Annotated in this window: 16 protein-coding genes; 11 read left to right on the plus strand and 5 right to left on the minus strand. The window is 68.0% G+C overall.

Annotated features, from left to right (window positions below; translation table 11 throughout):
• Nucleotides 1-31: 31 nt before the first annotated feature.
• Entirely contained in the window at nucleotides 32-2,308 is a 2,277-nt protein-coding gene (locus DXT68_RS17140; RefSeq protein ID WP_052677847.1) for a hypothetical protein, read from the minus strand.
• 109 nt (nucleotides 2,309-2,417) lie between these two features.
• On the opposite strand from DXT68_RS17140, the gene rfbA reads away from it, so the two are divergent.
• From rfbA to DXT68_RS06095, 10 genes are all read left to right on the plus strand, one after another.
• Nucleotides 2,418-3,287, plus strand: a complete 870-nt coding sequence (rfbA, locus tag DXT68_RS06050; RefSeq protein ID WP_045255691.1) for a glucose-1-phosphate thymidylyltransferase RfbA — start codon at nucleotides 2,418-2,420, stop codon at nucleotides 3,285-3,287.
• On the plus strand, nucleotides 3,287-4,285 hold the full coding sequence (rfbB, locus tag DXT68_RS06055) for a dTDP-glucose 4,6-dehydratase (protein ID WP_045255470.1): 999 nt from the start codon (nucleotides 3,287-3,289) through the stop codon (nucleotides 4,283-4,285). The genes rfbA and rfbB overlap by 1 nt, the downstream gene beginning before the upstream one ends.
• Before the next feature lie 6 nt (nucleotides 4,286-4,291).
• Nucleotides 4,292-5,707, plus strand: a complete 1,416-nt coding sequence (locus DXT68_RS06060) for a sugar nucleotide-binding protein (RefSeq protein WP_045255469.1) — start codon at nucleotides 4,292-4,294, stop codon at nucleotides 5,705-5,707.
• Nucleotides 5,704-7,836, plus strand: a complete 2,133-nt coding sequence (locus DXT68_RS06065; protein ID WP_045255468.1) for an acyltransferase family protein — start codon at nucleotides 5,704-5,706, stop codon at nucleotides 7,834-7,836. Before DXT68_RS06060 ends, DXT68_RS06065 begins: the two co-directional genes overlap by 4 nt.
• A 107-nt stretch (nucleotides 7,837-7,943) precedes the next feature.
• Nucleotides 7,944-9,968, plus strand: coding sequence for an acyltransferase family protein (locus DXT68_RS06070; protein WP_045255467.1), 2,025 nt, complete (start codon nucleotides 7,944-7,946; stop codon nucleotides 9,966-9,968).
• A 91-nt stretch (nucleotides 9,969-10,059) separates the two neighbouring features.
• On the plus strand, nucleotides 10,060-11,196 hold the full coding sequence (gene glf, locus DXT68_RS06075) for a UDP-galactopyranose mutase (RefSeq protein WP_045255466.1): 1,137 nt from the start codon (nucleotides 10,060-10,062) through the stop codon (nucleotides 11,194-11,196).
• Nucleotides 11,197-11,207: 11 nt separating this feature from the next.
• On the plus strand, nucleotides 11,208-13,118 hold the full coding sequence (locus tag DXT68_RS06080; protein ID WP_045255465.1) for a glycosyltransferase: 1,911 nt from the start codon (nucleotides 11,208-11,210) through the stop codon (nucleotides 13,116-13,118).
• Between the two features lie 43 nt (nucleotides 13,119-13,161).
• Complete coding sequence (locus tag DXT68_RS06085) at nucleotides 13,162-13,953, plus strand: ABC transporter permease (protein ID WP_045255464.1); 792 nt, start codon at nucleotides 13,162-13,164, stop codon at nucleotides 13,951-13,953.
• Nucleotides 13,953-14,687: an ABC transporter ATP-binding protein gene (locus DXT68_RS06090; protein WP_045255463.1), complete on the plus strand. Its 735-nt coding sequence runs from the start codon at nucleotides 13,953-13,955 to the stop codon at nucleotides 14,685-14,687. The genes DXT68_RS06085 and DXT68_RS06090 overlap by 1 nt, the downstream gene beginning before the upstream one ends.
• 100 nt (nucleotides 14,688-14,787) lie before the next feature.
• Nucleotides 14,788-15,969, plus strand: coding sequence for a polysaccharide pyruvyl transferase family protein (locus tag DXT68_RS06095; RefSeq protein WP_052677846.1), 1,182 nt, complete (start codon nucleotides 14,788-14,790; stop codon nucleotides 15,967-15,969).
• 43 nt (nucleotides 15,970-16,012) lie between these two features.
• On the opposite strand, the gene DXT68_RS06100 is transcribed toward DXT68_RS06095, so the two are convergent.
• The 4 genes from DXT68_RS06100 to DXT68_RS06115 form a co-directional block, all read right to left on the minus strand.
• Entirely contained in the window at nucleotides 16,013-16,621 is a 609-nt protein-coding gene (locus tag DXT68_RS06100) for a hypothetical protein (protein ID WP_045255462.1), read from the minus strand.
• A 5-nt stretch (nucleotides 16,622-16,626) separates the two neighbouring features.
• Nucleotides 16,627-17,583, minus strand: a complete 957-nt coding sequence (locus tag DXT68_RS06105) for a glycosyltransferase family 2 protein (RefSeq protein ID WP_045255461.1) — start codon at nucleotides 17,581-17,583, stop codon at nucleotides 16,627-16,629.
• Nucleotides 17,584-17,680: 97 nt separating this feature from the next.
• Complete coding sequence (locus DXT68_RS06110) at nucleotides 17,681-18,979, minus strand: O-antigen ligase family protein (RefSeq protein ID WP_045255460.1); 1,299 nt, start codon at nucleotides 18,977-18,979, stop codon at nucleotides 17,681-17,683.
• Nucleotides 18,976-20,391: an O-antigen ligase family protein gene (locus DXT68_RS06115; protein ID WP_045255459.1), complete on the minus strand. Its 1,416-nt coding sequence runs from the start codon at nucleotides 20,389-20,391 to the stop codon at nucleotides 18,976-18,978. The genes DXT68_RS06110 and DXT68_RS06115 overlap by 4 nt, the downstream gene beginning before the upstream one ends.
• 86 nt (nucleotides 20,392-20,477) lie before the next feature.
• Between DXT68_RS06115 and manA the strand changes: the two genes are divergently transcribed.
• The gene (manA, locus tag DXT68_RS06120; RefSeq protein WP_045255458.1) at nucleotides 20,478-21,614 is read left to right on the plus strand and encodes a mannose-6-phosphate isomerase, class I; all 1,137 of its coding nucleotides are present in this window, start codon (nucleotides 20,478-20,480) and stop codon (nucleotides 21,612-21,614) included.
• The last annotated feature ends 54 nt before the right edge of the window (nucleotides 21,615-21,668 follow it).

Raw genomic sequence — 21,668 nt, forward strand, 5'->3', positions numbered from 1 at the left:
TGTCATTCGATGCGCCGGCTTCAGAGGTCGATCAGGGGGAGGGCTCGGCAGGGTCGCCGATCGGGTAGTCCGCCGCCTCGTCCGCCGGGATCTCGATGATCGGCGGAAGCTGACCGCTTCCTCGGCGGAGAAGGTCCTCCTCGCTGGTGATGTGGTGCAGTGCGTCCGACGAGTAGACGAAGACGTCTGCGCGGTCGGCGAAGCGCACGAGGTCACCCTCGCGCAGGAGCGGCGTGCCGAACGAGAACGACGCGCGGAACTGTTCGGGAAGAGTCTGGATCGGCGGCACGACGCCACCGCCCAGGCGCAGCAGCGTCACGTAGTCCTGCACGTGCTGCAGGACGTTGCCTGTGCGCTGGCGATAGATCTCACCGCGTCCTGCGAAGGTGATGAATGCGCCCTGCGCCAAATACGGTGCTCCCTTGGCGAAGGCGGCGATCGTCGCATTCGACCAGGTCGCTGTATACGGGGACTTGCCGCCGCTGAGCTCGAGAAGTCGCTGCCCCGATTGCACGTGTCGGATTCTGCCGCTCTCGAGCGAGTAGATCGGGTCCGCGCTCTTCGACTTGACGAACACTGCCGACGAGATGGTCGTGCTGCTGCGCGGCAGCACTGCGCAGACGGAGGCCGGCAGCGCCGTTCCCTTGCCGCTCCTGGCCGGGTTCGCCACAGTGGTCATCTTTCCCCCGTCGACCACCAGAGTCTTTGCCGCGCAGGAGACCAGAGGCGCCAGAGCCGTCGATTTGTCGTAGCCGGCGAAGGTGCCCTTCACCACGGGTTCGAAAGCGGTGATGCCGGCGTCTGCAGCCATGTCCCAGCTCGGGATGTGGGTGAGGTCGGCGCCGTTGCCGACGATGTAGACCTCGTCGCGGGAGTTCTCCTTGACGAGGGTTCCCGGAGCGAGGAATGCCCGGCCGAGAGGCGGGAAGGCGGCGTTGCCCGCGGGGAGGACGGCGACGTAGTCCTTCGCCTTCGCACGCTCCAACTTCCATGCGAGGCCGTTCGCGATGTGGCGCCTCTGGCCGTTCTCCCATTTGTAGTAGTCGGGGGAGTCCTCCGACCGGAAGTAGTCTCCGACCGGGACGCCGGTGGGATAGGCGTTCAACAGCAGCGGGGTCAGCGGCGTGTAGTCGTCCACGCGCATGCCGTAGCGGGAGATGAGCGCTTCTGTGGCGAAATGGTGCTTCGTGCCATCCGGCTGAAGCAGATAGATCCCGCCGTCGCGCGCGTCACGCACGAGACGGATGAACCTGTTCCCGGTGGGAAGGGAGGCGATGTACGACGGCGAGACCGTCTGCACCTCGCCGACTCGGGTGGTGAGGACGCGGAGGTCTGCCGGGTTCGTGATGTAGTGCTTCGTGCGTCCCGACAGCAGATACACAGCGCCGGTGTCGGAGGCCCGGACGAGATTCGAGCTCGGTCCTTGAGTGCTGCCGAACCAGTCGGTGAAGTAGTTGTGGAAATTCCGATTCCCGTACGCGGAGCAGGCGTCTCCCGAGCCGTAGCCCGCGCGCAGCGCTGCGGCGTTCGGCTGGTACGGCGTGTAGTAGTAGAGCGCCGCGGTGGCGGCGTTCTCGACGTAGACCGGCCCGCGACCGCATGAGGCGATCGGGTTGTACAGGATGTTCCAGGTCTTGCCAGGGGCGTAGTACGTGAAGTACCGACCCTCGGTGTAGATCTTCATCTGCCGGCCCGCGCCGTAGATCTGGTAGAAGAAACCGGCGAACGCCGGGTCGCAGGGGGCGGTGTCCGGGCATCCCTGCCCCAGCGCCATCGAGTATCGCCAGTCGCTCGGCCACGTGTGCGTGATCAGGCTCTGTTCCTTCTGGAGCATGACGATGAAGACCTGGGGGTTGATCCCGCAGGACTGCGCGACCTTGTAGATGATCGTCGCGGCGGATTCGTTGCCGCTGCCCTGGTAGCCGTTGCAGTACTGGTCAGCAGCCCGGTTCGGCGTGTTCTGACGGTAGTCCTTGAGGCAGACGTACCCGGAGCGGCACGAGGACACCTTCGACCGGAAGAACGAGTCGATGCTGGCCGCCGTCATCGTCGAGCTGTCGAAGAAGACCTCGTCGGAGATAATCTTCCCCGGGCGGAACCCGTCGGTGACGAGCGCCTTCACGGGGGATCCCGATGCGGCACGTGCGGCGGCGGCGGTGGCGGACACCCCGGTCGTCGCCGATGTCTCCGTTCCCGGCACCGAAGCACTGGCCGGGCTCGCCACGAGGAGCGAGGCGGCGAAGATGACGGCGGCGGTGCTCGCGAGGAGCGCGCGCAGACGGGGGCGTGAGGACGTGGGGCGGGTCACCCTGCCTATTGTGGCGCAAAGTAACAGATGTTGCCACTGTGATTCGTGTGACGCAAGTCAACATGCCGAGGATCCCAACCTTTCAGGCAGGATGTGGCACGATATGGGGGTGAAAGGCATAATTCTCGCTGGCGGTTCCGGTACCAGGCTGCACCCGATCACGATCGGCATCTCCAAGCAGCTCATCCCCGTGTACGACAAGCCCATGGTCTACTACCCGCTGTCGACGCTGATGCTGGCAGGGATCCGGGACATCCTGATCATCACCACGCCGCACGACGCGGAGCAGTTCGAACGTCTGCTCGGCGACGGCTCGCAGTTCGGGGTGAACCTCACGTTCGCGCAGCAGCCCTCCCCGGACGGACTCGCGCAGGCCTTCGTGATCGGCGCCGACTTCATCGGCGACGACAAGGTCGCCCTCGTCCTCGGCGACAACCTTCTCTACGGCCCAGGACTCGGAACGCAGCTCAAGCGCTACACCGACGTCGAGGGCGGTGCCGTGTTCGCCTACTGGGTTGCCGAGCCCAGCGCCTACGGCGTCGTCGAGTTCGACGCGGACGGCCGCGCGGTCTCGCTCGAGGAGAAGCCCGAGCAGCCGAAGAGCAACTACGCCGTGCCCGGTCTCTACTTCTACGACAACGACGTGGTCGAGATCGCCCGCAACCTCGAGCCGAGCGCGCGCGGCGAGTACGAGATCACCGACGTCAACCGTGCCTACCTCGAGCGCGGGACGCTCCAGGTCGAGGTGCTGCCTCGGGGCACGGCCTGGCTCGACACCGGGACCTTCGACCAGATGTCCGACGCCGGAGACTACGTGCGCACGATGGAGCGCCGCACGGGTCTGCGCATCGGCGTGCCGGAGGAGGTCGCCTGGCGACAGGGCTTCCTCAACGACGACGAACTGCGTGAACGCGCGCACAAGCTCGTGAAGTCCGGCTACGGCACCTACCTGCTCGACACCCTGGAAAGAGGTCGCTGATGTCGAACATCCTCGTCACCGGAGGGGCCGGCTTCATCGGCTCCAACTTCGTCCACTACGCCGTGGAGAACACCGAGCACACCGTCACGGTCCTCGACGCGCTCACCTACGCCGGCAACCGCGCATCGCTCGCGGGACTGCCCGAGGACAGAGTGCGCTTCGTGCAGGGAGACATCACGGACGCCGAGCTCGTCGACCGCCTGACCGGCGAGGCGGACGCGGTGGTGCATTACGCCGCGGAGTCGCACAATGACAACTCGCTGCACAGCCCCCGCCCGTTCCTCGACACGAACATCGTCGGCACGTACACGCTGCTCGAGGCCGCACGCAAGCACGAGACCCGCTTCCACCACATCTCGACCGACGAGGTGTACGGCGATCTCGAGCTCGACGACCCCGAGCGCTTCACCGAGCAGACTCCGTACAACCCCTCGTCGCCGTACTCGTCGACCAAGGCCGGCAGCGATCTGCTCGTGCGCGCCTGGGTGCGCTCGTTCGGGGTGCAGGCGACGATCTCGAACTGCTCGAACAACTACGGGCCCTACCAGCACGTGGAGAAGTTCATCCCGCGGCAGATCACCAATGTGATCCGTGGCATCCGCCCCAAGCTCTACGGTGCGGGCGAGAACGTCCGTGACTGGATCCACGCGAACGACCACTCGTCCGCGGTGCTCACGATCCTCGAGAAAGGCCGGATCGGCGACACGTACCTCATCGGTGCGGACGGCGAGCGCAACAACAAGGATGTCGTCGAGCTGATCCTCGAGGAGATGGGTCAGCCGCGCGACGCATACGACCACGTCACCGATCGCGCAGGGCACGACCTCCGCTACGCGATCGACTCGACCAAGCTGCGCACGGAGCTCGGCTGGGCACCGGAGTTCGCCGACTTCGAGTCGGGACTCGCCGCGACCATCCAGTGGTATCGCGACAACGAGGCATGGTGGGCTCCTGCGAAGGACACGACCGAGGCCTTCTACGCGTCGAAGGGACAGTGACCGACCGTGGCTGAGATCGCGTTCGGCAAGAAGCTGGGCATCGTGGAGACCGGAATCCCCGGACTCGTCGTCTTCGACCTCCCGGTGCACGGCGACTCGCGCGGCTGGTTCAAGGAGAACTGGCAGCGCGAGAAGATGACCGCACTCGGCCTCGACGACTTCGGCCCCGTGCAGAACAACATCTCGTTCAACGACGCTGTCGGCACCACCCGCGGCATCCACGCGGAGCCCTGGGACAAGTGGGTCTCGGTCGCGACCGGGCGGATCTTCGGGGCCTGGGTGGATCTCCGCGAGGGCCCGACGTTCGGCGCGGTCTTCACCGCCGAGATCGACCCCTCGAAGGCGATCTTCGTGCCGCGCGGAGTGGGCAACTCCTACCAGACGCTCGAGCCCGACACTGCCTACGCGTATCTCGTGAACGACCACTGGTCGCCGGAGGCGTCGTACTCCTTCCTCAACCTCGCCGACGAGACCGCCGCGATCGCCTGGCCGATCGATCTCGCAGACGTCGAGATCTCGGAGAAGGACCTCGCGCATCCGCGTCTGGCGGATGTCACCCCGATCAGCGCGAAGAAGATCCTCGTGGTGGGCTCCGGCGGGCAGCTCGGGCGCGCGCTGCGCGACGAGTTCGGCGCCGCCGACCACATCGAATGGACCACCCGTGCGGAGTTCGACCTCGGCGATTCCGAGCTCCGCACCGCGCGGCGGTGGCGGGACTACGACGCCATCGTGAACGCGGGCGCGTACACGGCGGTCGATCTCGCCGAGACCGCGGAGGGGCGCCGTGACGCATGGGCGGCCAACGCCTCGGGACCGGCGCGTCTGGCCTCGATCGCCGCCGAGTACGGCGTCACGCTGGTGCATGTCTCGAGCGACTACGTGTTCGACGGCACCTCGACCCGCGCCTATCTCGAGGACAACGTGCTCTGCCCGCTCGGCGTGTACGGGCAGTCGAAGGCGGCGGGGGATCTCGCCGTGGCCACGGCGCCGCGCCACTACATCCTGCGCACCTCGTGGGTCATCGGCGACGGCAAGAACTTCGTCAGGACGATGGCATCGCTCGCCGAGCGGGGGATCGACCCGAACGTCGTGGACGACCAGCGCGGGCGCCTCACATTCGCCTCGGAGATCGCCCGCGCGATCGCGCATCTCCTCCGCACGCGCGCGCCGTACGGCACGTATAACGTCAGCGGGTCGGGGGAGCCTCGCACGTGGGCCGAGCTCGCGGGAGACATCTTCGCGCTCACCGGAGCGGATCGTGCGCGGGTGTCCGGGGTCAGCACCGAGACGTACTTCGCCGGTGCGACCGGGCCCGTGGCGCCGAGGCCGCTCAACAGCGTCCTGGATCTCTCGAAGCTCGAGGCCACAGGCTTCGCGCCGCGTGACGCCGGAGAGCAGCTGAAGGAGTACCTGGCGTCGTGAGCGCGTCCGCCACGGCGGTCGCGACCTCCCGAGCGTCTGCGCGCACGCGCAGATTCCGCACCGACATCCAGGCTCTGCGGGCTGTCGCGATCGGGCTGGTGGTGCTCAATCACCTCTGGCCCGATCGCGTCCCCGGCGGATACGTGGGCGTCGACGTCTTCTTCGTCATATCCGGATTCCTCATCACCGGCCACCTGCTCTCCGAGACGGAGAGCACGGGGCGGGTGCGTCTCGCGGCGTTCTACGCACGCCGCATCAGGCGTCTGCTGCCCGCGGCGCTCACCGTCGTGTTCGTGACTCTTCTCGGCGTCTGGCTGCTGCTGCCCTTCACCCGGTGGACCGACAACGCGGTGCAGGCGCTGGCCAGCGTCTTCTATGTGGAGAACTGGACCCTCGCCGCGCTCTCGGTCGACTACTCGGCTCACAACGCCGCCTCCAGCGCGGTGCAGCACTACTGGTCGCTGTCGGTCGAGGAGCAGTTCTACCTCGTCTGGCCTCTGCTCGTGCTCGCCGCCTCCGCGGCCGCCGTGCGCGCGGGCAGAGAGAGCGGCCGCCGGCGTCTGCTGCTGATCGTCGTGGCGACGGTCGCCGCCCTGTCCTTCGTCGCGGCGGTCGCCTACACCGCGGGATCACCGGCGCAGGCGTACTTCGTGACGTTCACGCGCGCATGGCAGTTCGCCGCCGGGGCGGCGATCGCCCTCCTGCCCGCGGGAATACTCGGTCGCTTGAACGCTCCGGCCGCGGCGGCGCTCTCCGCCGCCGGGTTTGCCGGCATCGCCGTCGCCGCGTTCGTGTTCGGGCCGCAGACCCCGTATCCCGGCGTCGCGGCCCTGCTCCCCGTGCTCGCGACCGCCGCTGTGATCATTGCCGGCACCGGTCGTCGAGCGCCGCTCTGGGCAGTGGCGCGGCTGACCGATGCCAGGCCGGTGCAATGGCTGGGAGAGGTTTCGTACTCGTTGTACCTGTGGCACTGGCCGTTGATCGTCCTGACACCTTTCGTGATCGGCGCGCCCCTATCTCTGTGGTCGAGGATCGGCATCCTCGCCGTCGCGCTCGTCCTTGCCTGGGGCAGCCGGCGCTGGATCGAGGTCCCCGCCCAGCGTGCGCGGTGGTGGCGCGGCACGGGGCGCGCCTTCGCGGGCGCGGGCGTGATGATGGCGGTCGTGTCGCTCGTCGCGGTCCTGCTGCTGGGCGGGGCGGCATCCCGCTCTGCGACGGCCGAGGCCGCGCAGGAGTCCGGTGGTGCCTGTGTCGGATCGGCCGCACTCGCCGACCCTGGGCCGTGTGATCCGTCCGCCGCGGTCCTCGATCCTGTCGTGACCCAGGCGGATGCGTACTTCGCCCTCGCGCCGGAATGCGGAGAGCTCGGCGACGAGCTCGTGGTCGACGGCCGTCAGACCACGCGCGAGTGCGATTTCTCGAATGGCGGAGCAGGGCCCCGTGTGTGGTTGGTCGGGGACTCTCACGCGGAGCAGTGGCAGGCCGCGGTGTTCCCCATCGCCCGCGCGGAGGGATGGCATCTCACGATCAGCTCGTTCCCCGGCTGTCCGCCGGCGGATGTCGCGTTCGTCGGTTTCGACTCCGCCTGGGGTCCGGCCGACTACCTGAGGTGTCGCGACTGGTCGGCCGCGTTGTCCGACGAGCTCGTCGCGGAGAAGCCCGACCTCATCGTCACCTCGATGGCCGCTCGACAGCAGCTCGTCGACGACGGCAGCGGCCTCCCGGCGAATGAGCAGTTCGCCGAGGGACTTCGGCGCGCGTGGAGCCGCTGGATCGACTCGGGCAGCGCCGTCGTCGCCATTGCCGACACCCCTCTCAACGGCGACGTCCGTGATCTCGACTGCATCCTGTTGAACGCCGAATCGCCGGATGCGTGCGCCGTTCCGCGCGCAGCGGCGATGCCCTCCGACCCTGTGTCCGACGCGGCGAAGGACCCGCTGGCCGGCCTCTGGCCGGCGGATCTCACCGACCTGCTCTGCGACGAGGCGGAGTGCTTCGCAGCGGTCGGCGGAGAACCGGTCTTCTACGATGCAGATCACCTGAGCAGCGCCTACGCTGCGACACTCAGTGACGCACTGCGCGAGGTCATCGACGACGCCCTCGAGGCCTCTCGGCCCGCTCGGCCCTGACCGACCGGGCGGGATCCCCTCTGCGATATTCTGGAGGGAACCCGTCTCCGTCACCCGAAACGGCGGAGATCCACGCAGCGGCCGAGCGAGCCGGCAGGAGTGCCTCCATGCGACCCGAGACGACGTCGGCAGCGCCGTCGCGCCGTGCGGACATCGACGGGCTGCGGACTCTGGCCATCGTCCTCGTCGTCGTCTATCACGTGTGGCTCGGGCGGGTGTCCGGGGGAGTCGACGTCTTCCTCATGGTGTCGGCGTTCCTGCTCACCGGATCGCTGGCCCGTCGCGCGATCACCGGTGCTCCCCTCGCTCTCGGCGCCTTCTGGACCCGCCGTTTCCGGCGCCTCGTGCCGGCCGCGGCGGTGACGCTGCTGGCGGTTCTCGGAGCCGCCTACGCCTTCATGCCCCCGTCGCAGTGGTCGCGCATCTGGAACGAGAGCCTCGCGAGCCTGTTCTACGTGCAGAACTGGCAGCTGGCGTTCTCCGAGGTGGACTACTACGCCCGTGACAGCGCCGAGACCAGCCCCCTGCAGCATTTCTGGTCGCTGTCGGTGCAGGGACAGGTGTTCCTCCTCTGGCCGCTGCTGATAGGTGCGGTGGCGCTGCTGCTGCGCCGGCGTCGCGATCTCATCCGGCCGGTGCTCGTCGCGGTGTTCCTGGTGATCTTCGTCTGGTCGCTGTGGTTCTCCGTCATCGAGACGCGCGACGCGCAGGCGTTCGCCTACTTCGACACGCGCACACGGCTCTGGGAGTTCGCGGCAGGGTCCCTCCTCGCGCTGCTGCAGCCGCTAATCCGCATGCCGGCCCCCGCGCGGGCGGTGCTGGGCTGGGCCGGGCTCGCGGGTATCGTGCTCTGCGGCATCGTCCTGGACGTGCGCGGCGGATTCCCCGGGTACCTCGCTCTCTGGCCCGTACTGTGCACGGCCGCCGTCATCATCGCAGGCGCGGGCGAGCAGCGCGGCGGGCCCGCAGCGCTGCTCGGGTCGCGACCGCTGTCATCGCTCTCGTCGGACGCCTACGCCCTCTACCTCGTGCACTGGCCGATCCTCGTGATGTGGATGGTCGTCGCAGAGACCGACCGCGTCGGCCTCGTCGAGGGGGCGATCATCATCGGGATGTCACTCGTCGCGGCTCGGCTGCTGTCCCGGGGGGTCGAGAGGCCGCTTCGCGGACCATCCCGCACCGACCGCCCGGCGGTCATCCGCGGTGTCGCCGTGATCGCGGCGTCGGTCGTGGTGGTCACCGGCGCGACTGCGGGGTGGCGATGGGTCGAGCAGACGCGCACCGCCGAGTTCGCGGCCGCGGCCGCCGATTCCGACTACCCCGGCGCGTCGCAGGTCGAGGCGGCGTTCGAGATCGCCGACCTCGACACGCCGATGATCCCGAGCCCGACGGAGCTGCAGGCCGAGTGGGCGGCGGTGGGACCCGCATGCACCGGCAGATTCGCACCGAGGGATGCCGTGCTCGACGGCACGTGCAACCAGAGCGACGACGCCGCAGACGCGGCGATGCGGATCCTGGTGATCGGGGACTCACACGCACAGCAGCTCTCCGCCCCGCTGATCGCCCTCTCCGAAGACCGTGATCTGGCGATCATCACGGTGCTGCGAGGAGGCTGCACGGCGGGCCTCGCGGAGGAATCGCGCAGCCCCACCGAGGCGTCGTGCGAGCCGTGGGCCCGAGCGGCGCTCGACTATGCGAAGGCCATCTCGCCGGACGCCGTGTATCTCGTGGTGACGAGAGCGGACGCCCAGGAGCCCGAGCGCCTTCTGCACGGCATCGAGGAAGCCGTCGGCGAACTGCGCGCGGCGGACATCCCGGTCATCGGCGTCCGTGACAACCCGCGGTTCGACTTCGACATGTACGAGTGCGCGATCGACGAGTCGCGGGGGTGCGAGGTCCCGAGGGAGCTCGTGCTCGCCGAGGAGAATCCCACGTCCGTGTTCGCGGATGCCGTCACGACGGTGGACTTCACGCCGTGGCTGTGCCCCTGGGACGTCTGCCAGGCGGCGATCGGCAACATCGCGGTGTACATCGACGACAACCACCTGTCCCGCAGCTACGCGCGGACCCTCTCGCCGTTCCTCGAGCGAATTCTCGCGGATTCGGGCCACCTGCCGCCGCCCTCAGCTTGATCGCACCGAGGTCCAGCTAAAATGTGTGAACGCGTGCCCGTCAGGGCCCGCGAACCTCGTCACGTCGGTCAGCATCAGGAAAGTTGCATCAATGGATCTCCTCGTCGTCGGGTCTGGCTTCTTCGGACTCACCATCGCTGAACGCGCAGCCGCCGCCGGCCGGAAGGTCACGGTCATCGACCGCCGCCACCACATCGGAGGCAACGCGTACAGCGAGAACGAGCCGGAGACCGGCATCGAGGTGCACCGTTACGGCGCGCACCTCTTCCACACCTCGAACCCGACCGTCTGGGAGTACGTCAACCGCTTCACGACGTTCACGAACTACGTGCACCGGGTCTACACGAACCACAACGGCATCGTTTTCCCGCTTCCCATCAACCTCGGCACGATCAACCAGTTCTTCAACGCCGCGCACACGCCGGACGAGGCACGAGCGCTGATCACCGAGCTGGCGGGGGAGTTCGACCCGAAGTCCGCGCAGAACCTCGAGGAGCGCGGCATCGGTCTCATCGGACGCCCGCTCTACGAGGCGTTCATCCGCGACTACACGGCCAAGCAGTGGCAGACCGACCCGCGCGACCTCCCTGCCGAGATCATCAGCCGGCTTCCCGTGCGCTACACGTACGACAACCGCTACTTCAACGACACGTGGGAGGGGCTGCCGACCGACGGCTACACCGCGTGGATCGAGCGGATGGCCGACCACGAGAACATCGAGGTGAAGCTCGAGGTCGACTTCTTCGACGAGTCGCAGCCGCTCAACAAGAAGGCCACGGTCGGGCAGGTCCCGATCGTGTACACGGGTCCGGTCGACCGCTACTTCGACTACGCGGAGGGCGAGCTGTCCTGGCGCACGCTCGACTTCGAGGAGGAAGTGCTCCAGACCGGAGACTTCCAGGGAACGCCGGTGATGAACTACGCCGACGCGGGCGTGCCCTACACCCGCATCCACGAGTTCCGTCACTTCCACCCCGAGCGGGAGGACCGCTACCCCAAGGACAAGACCGTGATCATGCGGGAGTTCTCGCGTTTCGCGACGCGCGACGACGAGCCGTACTACCCCGTCAACACCCCGACGGACCGGTCGGGCCTGCTGGCCTACCGCGAACTGACCAAGGGTGAGAGCGACGTCCACTTCGGCGGCCGTCTCGGCACCTACCAGTACCTCGACATGCACATGGCCATCGGGTCTGCGCTGTCGATGTGGAACAACGAGCTGGCCTGACGGGACTCCCCATGACTGAGAACACGAGAACGAACACCGACTTCGTCGCCGTCAATCACACGGTCTTCCCCACCGAGGGAGTGGCCGAGGTCTCGGCCCTCTACGTCGACACAGGCTCCGGCGACGGCTCCCAGCCCGGCGAGGCGTACGAGATCGTCGGGCGTCGCAGCATCCGGGTCTATGCGCACCGCCGCGTCTCGCTGAGCACCTACTTCAACGCGTTCCCGGCCAGCTACTGGCAGCACTCGACGAACGTCCGCTCGGTCCGTCTCGTCGCGACCGTCGAGGGCAAGGGACTGATCTCGGTGTACAAGTCGAGCGCCCGAGGGCGCGCATCGGCGCTCGCCTCGAAGTCCTTCTCCGACGAGACCGTCACCTTCGACCTCCCGATCACCTCGTTCATCGACGGCGGCTCCTACTGGTTCGACATCGCGGCGGGGAACTCCGATGCGACGCTCGTCTCGGCGGAATGGCAGGTCGCGGCTCCCGAGGATTGGACCCCCGGCAAGACGACGGTGGGCATCACCACCTTCAACCGCCCGTCGTACTGCCTGAACCAGATCATCGCGGTGGGGCAGAACGAGCACGTGCACGATGTCCTCGATCGCGTGATCGTGGTGGACCAGGGCACCGATCTCGTCTCGGATCAGCCGGGTTTCGACGACGCCGCCGCGGCGCTCGGCGACAAGCTGGAGGTCCTGCGACAGCCGAACCTCGGTGGCTCCGGCGGATTCTCGAGGGCCATGCTCGAGTCGCTCGGCTCCGAGGAGAGCCGGTACGTGCTGCTGCTCGACGACGACGCCATCTCCGAGCCGGAGGCCATCGTGCGGGCCGTGCGCTTCGCGGACTTCGCGATCACCCCGACCATCGTCGGCGGCGGCATGCTGCACCTCGACGACCGCTCCGTCCTGTACACGCAGGGCGAGGTATGGGATCAGCGCAAGTCCTGGATGCGCCCCTCCGGCGCCAGCGAGTACGACCACGACTTCGCGGAGGAGACCCTGCGCGAGACCCCGGGGCTGCACCGTCACCTCGGTGCAGACTTCAACGGGTGGTGGATGTGCCTCATCCCGACCGCGATCCTGCGCGAGATCGGTCTGTCGCTGCCGGTGTTCCTCAAGTTCGACGACATCGAGTACTCGCTGCGTGCGCGCGAGCACGGGTACCCGACCGTCTGCCTGCCCGGAGTCGCGGTGTGGCACATGGCCTGGCACGACAAGGACCCCACTCGCACGTGGGAGGAGTACTTCATCCACCGCAACCGGGTGATCACCGGTCTCCTCCACTCGCATGTCCGCAACGGCGGGTTCCTTCCGCTGCACTCCTTCCTCGGTGACATCAAGCTGCTGTTCATGCTGCAGTATTCGGCGGTGCGCCTGCGGCACGAAGCCCTGCGCGACGTCATGCGCGGCCCCGCCGTGCTGCCCGATCTGCTCCCGGGCAAGCAGGCCGAGATCCGCGAGATGCGCACGGCGTACATCGACTCGAAGGTCGTCGAAGACCTCTCCGCGCTCCCGCCCGTCCGTCGCTCCTCGTTCGCGATCCTCGGCGGCGTACGCAAGCCGACGAACCCGATCGCGGCGCTCGTGCTCGCCGCAAGGGTCGGAGCGCGTCAGCTGCTGATCAAGCAGTCGCCAGGCAGCCGCCTCAACCCCGAGCGGATCATCTCGGCACAGGACATCAACTGGTGGCGGTTCGCCGACATCGATTCCGCGCTCGTGACCTCGCCCGACGGGCTCGGCGTCGCCTGGTACCAGCGTGATCGCTCGACGATGCACCGCTTCCTCCTCCGCAGCATCCGGCTCAACCTCGCTCTGGCGCGGCGCTGGAAGGTGCTGTCCGAGGAGTTCGCGAAGGGCACCCCGAAGGTCACCTCGCCCGATCAGTGGCGGGCGACGTTCGATAAGGTGCAGAAGGACTGAACGCACCTCGCGCCCTCTCGGGCGGCCTGAGCACAGGAGTCACATGAGCAAGTCGACCGTCGGGGCGCCCGGCACGCCTCGACGGTACCTGCATTCGCTGTGGCTGCTGTCGGCGCGCGATCTCAAGGTGCGCTACGCGACGAGTTCGCTCGGCTACCTGTGGTCGGTGCTCGATCCGCTCGTGATGAGCGCGATCTACTGGTTCGTCTTCACCCAGATCTTCCACCGCAGCGTCGGTGAGGACCCGTACATCGTGTTCCTCATCGTGGCACTGCTGCCGTGGGTCTGGTTCAACTCGTCGGTCTCGGACTTCACACGTGCCTTCCGCAAGGATTCGAGGCTCGTCAGATCCACCGCGATCCCGCGGTCGATCTGGGTGAACCGGATCGTGCTCAGCAAGGGCATCGAGTTCCTCCTGTCTCTTCCGGTCCTCGTGCTGTTCGCGGTGTTCAGCGGTGCGACCGTCAGCTGGTCGCTGCTCTGGTTCCCCGTGGCCATGATCATGCAGGTCGTCCTGCTCGTCGGTCTGGGGCTGCTCGTGGCGCCGCTGTGCGTGCTCTACGTCGACCTCGAGCGCACGACGGCGCTGATCCTGCGGGCGCTGTTCTACGCCTCTCCGGTGATCTACAGCTTCCGCGACCTTCCGGCTCCCTTCCACACGATCGGAGCCTTCAACCCGCTCGCCGGCATCTTCACCCTGTATCGGGTCGGGTTCTTCCCCGAGCTGTGGGAGCCGATGCCCGTGATCGTCAGCGCGGTGATGTGCGTGGCGATCCTCGCACTGGGCATCTGGACCTTCCGCGCCCTCGAGCGCCCCGTGCTGAAGGAGCTGTGATGCCGGTCGCCATCGAAGTGTCGGGACTCGGGGTGCGCTTCCGGCGCAACCGCCGAGGCGGTCGCACGTTCAAGGATCTCTTCGCCGGTGCGGCCAGACGTTCGCGCCCGGGAGAGTTCTGGGCACTGCGCGACGTGAGCTTCTCGGTGCAGCATGGGGAGTCGATCGGCGTCGTCGGTCGCAACGGGCAGGGCAAGTCGACCCTGCTGCGCCTCGTCGCCAAGGTTCTGCTCGCAGACGAGGGGACGGTGGCCGTCAACGGAGGTGTCGCACCGCTGATCGAGATCACCGGAGGCTTCGTGGGCGATCTGACGGTGCGAGAGAACGTCCGGCTCACCTCCGGCCTGCACGGGATGTCGAAAGACGAGGTGTCGCGTCGCTACGACGGGATCATCGCCTTCGCTGAACTCGACGGTTTCGAGGACACCCCCTACAAGCACCTCTCGAACGGCATGAAGGTGCGTCTCGCGTTCTCGGTGGTGTCCCAGCTCGACGAGCCCATCCTGCTCGTCGACGAGGTGCTCGCCGTCGGCGACAAGGCGTTCCGAGACAAGTGCTATCGGCGGATCGACGAACTCCTCGCCGAAGGTCGCACCCTGTTCTTCGTCAGCCACAACGAGCGCGACCTCCGCCGTTTCTGCAAGCGAGGTCTGTACCTCGACGGGGGCGCACTGGTGATGGATGCCTCTATCGCCGAGGTGCTCGACCGGTACAACGCGGACATCGCGACCTGAGAGCGTCCGGAGCCTCGTGCGGTGATCGTCGGTAGGCTCGGGGTAACGGCGCGAGTACCCCCGCTTTCGCCGACACGGCCTACCCGAGGCGGTCCCACCCATGGCTCTCTCTGCTGCGCGCGCGGCGACGAATCTGCGTCGCGCCGCCTCCCGACTCTTCTCCGCGCCGCAGGGCCCGGTCTATCTGGTCTCGGCGGGGGGACAGCCGAACTTCGGCGACGAGTTCATCACTCGCTCCTGGCTCGACTGGCTCGCCGAGCATCAGCCCGACCGTGAGGTATGGCTCGACACGATCGAGCCGGGGCGCGCCGCTCACCTGTTCCACGACACCCACCCGCGCCTGCGGACGACGAACACGCTGTGGCACATGGCGCACACGGGCCCGGCGGACCCGGAACCCGCCGGCGAGCGGGCCGGCACGTTGCTGCGCGACCTCGGATCCCCACGGTACGACCTCGGGCTCAGGGAGCTGCGCCGGATGGAGTCGGTGCATCTGCTCGGTGGCGGATACATGAACGAGATCTGGCCCGAGAACTTCGGCGTGATCGCGGCGATGACCACGCTGAAGGCGGACTTCGGCATCAGGATCTACGCCACCGGTCAGGGATTCATGCCGGTCAGCGGCGACCTGCGCGAGCGCCTCGCGGAGCAGTTCGCGCAGTTCGACTACGCGGAGGCGCGTGACGCCGACAGTGCGGACGCCGTCGGAGTGCGTGCCGGGGTCGACGATGCCTTCCTCGCGTTCGCGAACAGCCGCGAACTCTACGCGGCCGAGGAGGACGTCCCCGACGCGATGGTCCTGGTTCAGGGCGACATGTTCGACGACGAGGACGACTCCGACCTGCGCGATCTGGTGGAGGCGTTCAGGGCGCAGCACGGAGGCTCGGGAGTCGGCTTCGCTGAGGCGATCCCGCCGGACGACTCGAAGTACGCTGCGGAGCATATCGACGAGGGGGCGCCGTTCTTCCCCTTCGTCCGCATGTGGGACCACGGCTTCCCGGCCAAGGCGGGGCAGGACTGGCTGACCTCCCGCTTCCACTTCCACCTCCTCGCGGCGGCGGCCGGAGCGAGGGGCACCGTCGTGAACGCGCGTTCGGGGTACTACGACGTCAAGCACGGGTCGCTGATCGCGCTCGGCACCGGATGGACCCTGCGCGACGACGTCGATGCCGGCGAGCTGCGCGCCACGTCGGCGGCCGACTTCCCGGCTCGTGCGCGCCTGCTGGGCGAGGAGAAATCGCAGCTGGCCGCGCGTCTGTACGCGTCTCCCGAGCGAGACTAGACGCCCGACCGGGACCGGTCTCCCGACCGCGCGAGCGGGCGCGTCAGAGCTCGACGAGCGTGCGAAGATTCTCAGCGGCCTGGCGGGCCCGCGTGAGCACGTCGGACGCGGGGGTTCCCCCTTCCGCGCTCGAGCGCAGGTCGGTGAGGGACTGCTGGTATGCACCCACCCCGTCGTTCCACCCCGCCTCGATCGAGCCGGGAGCGGCGGACTCCGCGAGCCGCTGGGCGTCGTCCTGCAGGGAGTCGATCACCGACACGGCATCCTGCCCGCTCGTCTCGCCGACGATGTCGAGTCCGGTCAGCGCGTCGTCGAGCCACCCCTGCACCTGGGCGCGGAACGCGGGAAGCGAGGGGTCGGCCACGGGCGGCGGCGTCGTGACCGGGGTCATGCTCGGATCCGGCGACGCGGTGGGCTCCGGCTCCGAGGTCGGTTCAGGGGTCGCGGAGGCGGTCGCTGACGAGGTCGGCGACGGCGAGCCGCTCGCGCCCGGGGTCGGTGCCTCGCCCAGGGGGAGGAGGAAGAACAGCAGGACCCCGACGACGACGAGGGCTGCGACGACGAGGCCCACGATGAGCGCGATGCGGCCGCGGTTGCTCGGGGCGGGCTCCATGGGCGCCCAGCGGATGTCCGGCTGCTGTTCGTCGGTCATGTCGGTCAGCCCTCCAGAGGCGGCATCGGCGTCCAGAAGCGGTCGCGTCCGAGCACGCCGCCCTCTTTGAGTCCGCGGAACAGATTGCTGGTGCCGCGCACGGTGCGCTCGACGAACAGCAGCCGGATGAGCTCCTTGGCGAAGGTCATCGACGTGCCGAGCCCGAACAGGACCGGGTTGTAGGTGCCGTGCACGCGGTAGTACTGCTTGATGTAGGCGCGGTTGCGCATGATGTAGAAGCGGTAGGCGTTGCTCGACGCGTTCATGTGGCGGATGCCCATGTCCCACTGCTTGATCTCACGGGTGCGCCGCAGCACGAACTCGTCGACGATGACGGCCGTGGTCCGGCGCGAGGCGAGCCATCCGTACATCTGGTCGTCCCAGTAGATGAAGAACCTCGGGTCGGGCAAGCCGATCTGCGTCACGATCGAACGGTGGATGAACATGCCCTCGAAGCATCCGCTGTTCATCTCCTTGTAGCCGGAGGAGTCGAAGCCGGACGGAGCGAACGGGATCGGGATGCCCATGCGCTCGGCGATGCGGTACTGCCAGTAGAACTCGCTGCCGTCGTAGTCGTAGCGGCGGCCCTGGATGCTCTTGAAGCGGGGCGTCCACTTTCCCATCTTGGCGAGGCCGTCGGGGACGACCTCGACGTCGTCGTCCATCATCCAGATCCACTCGGATCCCAGCTCGTACGCGGTGCGCATGCCCTCGCTGAAGCCGCCGGAGCCGCCCGTGTTCGTCTCGAGGCGCCGGTAGACGAGCTCGGTGCCCAGACGCGGTCGGAAGGAGTCGACGACCTCGGTGGTGTCGTCGGACGACGCATTGTCGATGATCACGACGTGGCCCGGCTTCGGTTCCATCGAGACGATGCTCTCGAGAAGGCCCGTCAGCAGGTGGGAGCGGTTGAACGTGACGATGACGATCGTCGCGGACGCCGGGTCGAAGGGGACGTGTGTCACGAGGTGAGATCTCCGGAAGCTCGAGTCCGCGGGACGCCGCGGGCAGACAACAGCCTACCCGGACGACCTCGGAAACCCCCGCGCGGGCACGTGCGCGTCAGCGCTCCGATCGCAACGTCGGGATCGCACCCGTGTGCGCGGCGTCGATGTTCTCGCGCCAGGAGCGGGACTGCCCTGCCCGGAGTGCGCACAGGACGAGCATGAACCAGCCCGCGCCGACCAGCGTGAAGCTCTCGAACATCGACTCCACCGCGAGAGTGACGAGCATGAGCGGGGTCCAGGCGTAGACGACGGATCGACGGATGCTCGCCACGAGCCACGAGCGCACCGTCGCGATACCTCCGAACAGCAGGAACAGCACGAGTCCGGCCGTGCCCAGCTGCAGCAGGACATCGAAGTAGGCGTTGAGCGCGCTCTGGTGGCGGTCGTCGAGCAGGAAGTTGATGTAGGTGAAGGGGAACTCGCCGCGCGCCCACGACCCGAACCAGCCCCAGCCCTCGACGGGCTTGAGCGCCGCGAAGTCGAGGATGGTGTTCCACAGCGTCGCCCTGATCGAGAAGTCCGAACCGGCGTCGAGCAGCGCGATGATCACATGTCGCAGCGCGAACGCCGCGGCGAGTGCCAGAGCGACGAGCACCCCGAGCACCCATTGCACGAGGGTGCGCCGTGCGGTGGGCGCATGTCGGACGATGGTGAGAGCGAAGGTGACGACTCCGACCGCAGCCGCCAGCACGAGAACGGTCGGCGATGAGGAGAAGAACGCCAGCATCGCGGCCAGGCCGATCGACGGGACGGCGATGCGCGGCGTGAGGGACTGCGAGCGCCACTCGATGACGAAGGTGATGAGGGCGATCACCGTGACGAAGCCGAGCATGTTGCGGCTGCCGAAGATCCCCTGCACGGGTCCGCCGTCGGCGAGCAGACCTTGGATTCCCAGGAAGCTGAAGGGTGTGTCGAGCAGGACGCCGGAGAGGATCTCCAGCCCGAGCGAGACCACCAGGAGGAGCCGGAGCGTGTCGCCGAGCGCACGCACCGTCTGCAGGGTGTCGCGGATGTGTCCGACGGTGATGGCGAGGAAGGCGAAGCCGACCAGCTCCAGCCACCCGAGGATCGTGTCGGATTTGTCGGTGCTCCAGGCGAGGCTGATCGCCGCCCAGGCCAGGAAGGCGAGCAGTGATGACGGCGCGATGCGAAGGAGCGAGAGCTCTTCCCGCCGCACCCACAGGATCGCGGCACCCAGCGCGCACAGGGCGACGATCACGGTGCCCAGGGTCACCGCCGACGCCGCCCGCTCGATCGTGAAGGAGGCGAAGACGGCGGTCAGGACCGCGATCGTGTACGCACGGGCGAACTCTGCGGAGCCGAACAGGTCCGGCAGGCGGTGCGTCGAGGTCACGGCACCCGCCGGCTTCTCTCGCCGCGTTCGATCACGCGCTCGCGCTCGCCGATGCCGACCAGGGGGACGACCTTGATCTTGAACGAGAACATGACGAGCAGCATCCAGCCCCACAGCATGATCGGGGTCGATTCGGTCAGTCCCTGCACGAGCAGCACGGCGGTGAAGAGGCTCGGCAGCAGTGTGAGGGCCGAGTACGGGCGATCGGCACCCAGGTCCCACCGTGGCCGGTCGATCGCGAAGAACCACGACCTCCACAGCAGGCTGAGGTAGGCGAACGCCATCAGGATGCCCCCGAGCACTCCGAGCTGCATGAGCACGTCGAGCCACATGTTGTGCGCGTGGAAGACCGTGATGCCGTGATCCTCGATCCAGCCCTGGAATGCCGGGTCGAAGGGCACCCAGGGGCTGGAGAATCCGTTGCCGAAGAGCGGATGCTGCGCGACCCGCTCCAGGACCGCGCTCCAGATCCGGTCGGATCGACCCGTGAGGTCGGAGCTGCGACCGAGCAGTGCAAAGAGGGGCTCACGCAGCAGCCACAGTGCCCCGCCCAGCACGGCCGTGCCGCCGATGAAGAGCACGTACAGCCGCGTGCGTGCGCCCGGGGTGCGGGAGCGGCGCATCAGCAGGGCGACCACCAGCACGAGAGCCGCGGCCGCCGCGCACGCGTAGGCGGTGGCAGACCCTGCGCGGAGCAGGAAGTAGGCCGCGAGCAGAGACCACAGCGCGAGAGTCGTGCGCCACCGCGTGCGCGCCGCGAACAGCACCCCGAACGTGAGCAGCGCGAACAGGCAGATGATCGCCATGATGTTCGAGTTGCCGACGATGCCCTGGATACGGCCTCCGTCGAGGAGGTTCCCGCGCACCCAGTACCAGTGCGGGTCGAGGTCTCCCTCGGGACGTATGAAGAAGTTGGGCAGGATCGGCTCGTGCACCACGAGAGCGACCCAGAGCTCGATCGCCAGCGAGAGGCCGAGGATCCACTTGAACGTCGAGGCGAGCGCGCGCACGATCTCGTGCCAGGTCAGCACCTGCACGATGAACAGTCCGCCGACGGTCACCGTCGCGAGCAGCACCCAGGTGATGAGGGTGGCACCGCGCCACTGCGACCATGCGACCGAGAGCAGCGCGAGCGCCGTATAGCCCACGGCCGCCCAGGGGAGCCGTCGCCAGGGGAAGGCGCTCGGTCGGCGGCGGGCGATCATCGGGATGCCGACGGCGAGGGTGGCGATGAGGAAGGCGATCAGCGTGATGAACGCGCCGATCTCTCCGACGAGGTTGTAGATCGCCGAGTGCGCGAAAGCCGCGAGCATCATCATGACCACGTACCCGCGCAGCACCAGATGCCCCGTCGACTCGCGCTCGGGCGCGCGGGGCGGGGCCGAGACCGGATGCTTCGTGTAATGCGCCATCGCGTTCAGGCTACCGCGCGCGACTCGCGCCGCACCTGTGGGTGGCGCTGGTGGGCCGTCGGCATCCGTGCCAATACTCTGGTGACATGCTGCTGAGTCTCTCGAATGTGCCCCGCGACTACGCCTGGGGGTCGCAGACGCTCCTCGCCGAACTCGAGGGCCGCGCCGCCGCGGACGCTCCGGAGGCGGAGGTGTGGTTCGGCGACCATCCCGGCGATCCGGCCGATGTGGAGGGCGGATCCACCCTCGATGCCATCACCGGCGGGTCGCTTCCCTACCTCCTGAAGCTCCTCGCGGCAGCCTCGCCGCTGTCGATCCAGGTGCACCCGACGGTCGAGCAGGCCAGGGCGGGATGGGAGCGGGAGTCCGACCTCGCCTCCGACGATCCGACCCGCAACTACCGCGACGACAACCACAAGCCCGAGCTGATCGTGGCGCTCAGCGAGCGCTTCGAGTCGCTCAGCGGCCTTCGTCCGGTCGACGACACTCTGCGACTGCTGGTAGCGCTCGGTCCGGGTATCGGCGTGGAAGCCCTCGCCGCGCGGCTTCGCGGAGAGGGGGACGTCCTGCGTGACACGATCGGCTGGCTCCTCTCCGGGGAGGCGCAGACGGTCGTCGACGGCGTGATCGAGTCGGTGCGGTCCATGAGCGCGTCCGAGGCGGGGGAGTGGAGTCCTGCGCTGCGTGCGGTGGCGGAGATCTCGCGGACCTACCCCGGCGACCCCGGGGTCGTGGTCGCGCTGCTGATGAACCACGTGGTGCTCCAGCGGGGTGAGGCCGTGTTCCTCCGTGCGGGACTGCTGCACGCCTACATCGCGGGCCTCGGCGTCGAGATCATGGCCGCGAGCGACAACGTGCTCCGCGGTGGTCTCACGCCCAAGCGCATCGACGTGCCCGAGCTCCTCGGGATCCTCGACACCACGACCGGCGAGGTCCCGGTGCTCCGCCCTGACGCGGTCGGCGCGGTCACCGAGTATCCGGTCCCGGTCGACGACTTCGCGCTGCGACGGATCACGGTGGACGGCGCAGACGTCGATGTCGAGGTGGACGGGCCGACCATGGTGCTCGCCACCGCCGGACAGGTGAGGGTGCGCGGCGCGGACGGCGAGACGCGCGACGTCCCGATCGGCACCGCGGCCTTCGCGACCGCCGATGAGGGACGCATCACCGTCGGCGGCGCGGGGGAGGCCTTTGTGGCGTCTCCCGGAGGCCGCAGGGACTGACCTCCGCCCGTCACGCGACACGCCGTACGAGGCTCAAGAACCTTCAAGATCGGA

This window comes from Microbacterium foliorum, assembly GCF_003367705.1.
Classification (GTDB): Bacteria; Actinomycetota; Actinomycetes; order Actinomycetales; family Microbacteriaceae; genus Microbacterium; species Microbacterium foliorum.

What these genes read in the sequence shown, in the direction of transcription:
- rfbB (WP_045255470.1), top strand. Translation starts at nt 3,287, where the DNA reads ATGTCGAACATCCTCGTCACCGGAGGGGCCGGCTTCATCGGCTCCAAC.
- DXT68_RS06070 (WP_045255467.1), top strand. Translation starts at nt 7,944, where the DNA reads ATGCGACCCGAGACGACGTCGGCAGCGCCGTCGCGCCGTGCGGACATC.
- glf (WP_045255466.1), top strand. Translation starts at nt 10,060, where the DNA reads ATGGATCTCCTCGTCGTCGGGTCTGGCTTCTTCGGACTCACCATCGCT.
- DXT68_RS06080 (WP_045255465.1), top strand. Translation starts at nt 11,208, where the DNA reads ATGACTGAGAACACGAGAACGAACACCGACTTCGTCGCCGTCAATCAC.
- DXT68_RS06085 (WP_045255464.1), top strand. Translation starts at nt 13,162, where the DNA reads ATGAGCAAGTCGACCGTCGGGGCGCCCGGCACGCCTCGACGGTACCTG.
- DXT68_RS06090 (WP_045255463.1), top strand. Translation starts at nt 13,953, where the DNA reads ATGCCGGTCGCCATCGAAGTGTCGGGACTCGGGGTGCGCTTCCGGCGC.
- DXT68_RS06095 (WP_052677846.1), top strand. Translation starts at nt 14,788, where the DNA reads ATGGCTCTCTCTGCTGCGCGCGCGGCGACGAATCTGCGTCGCGCCGCC.
- DXT68_RS06100 (WP_045255462.1), bottom strand. Translation starts at nt 16,621, where the DNA reads ATGACCGACGAACAGCAGCCGGACATCCGCTGGGCGCCCATGGAGCCC.
- DXT68_RS06115 (WP_045255459.1), bottom strand. Translation starts at nt 20,391, where the DNA reads ATGGCGCATTACACGAAGCATCCGGTCTCGGCCCCGCCCCGCGCGCCC.
- manA (WP_045255458.1), top strand. Translation starts at nt 20,478, where the DNA reads ATGCTGCTGAGTCTCTCGAATGTGCCCCGCGACTACGCCTGGGGGTCG.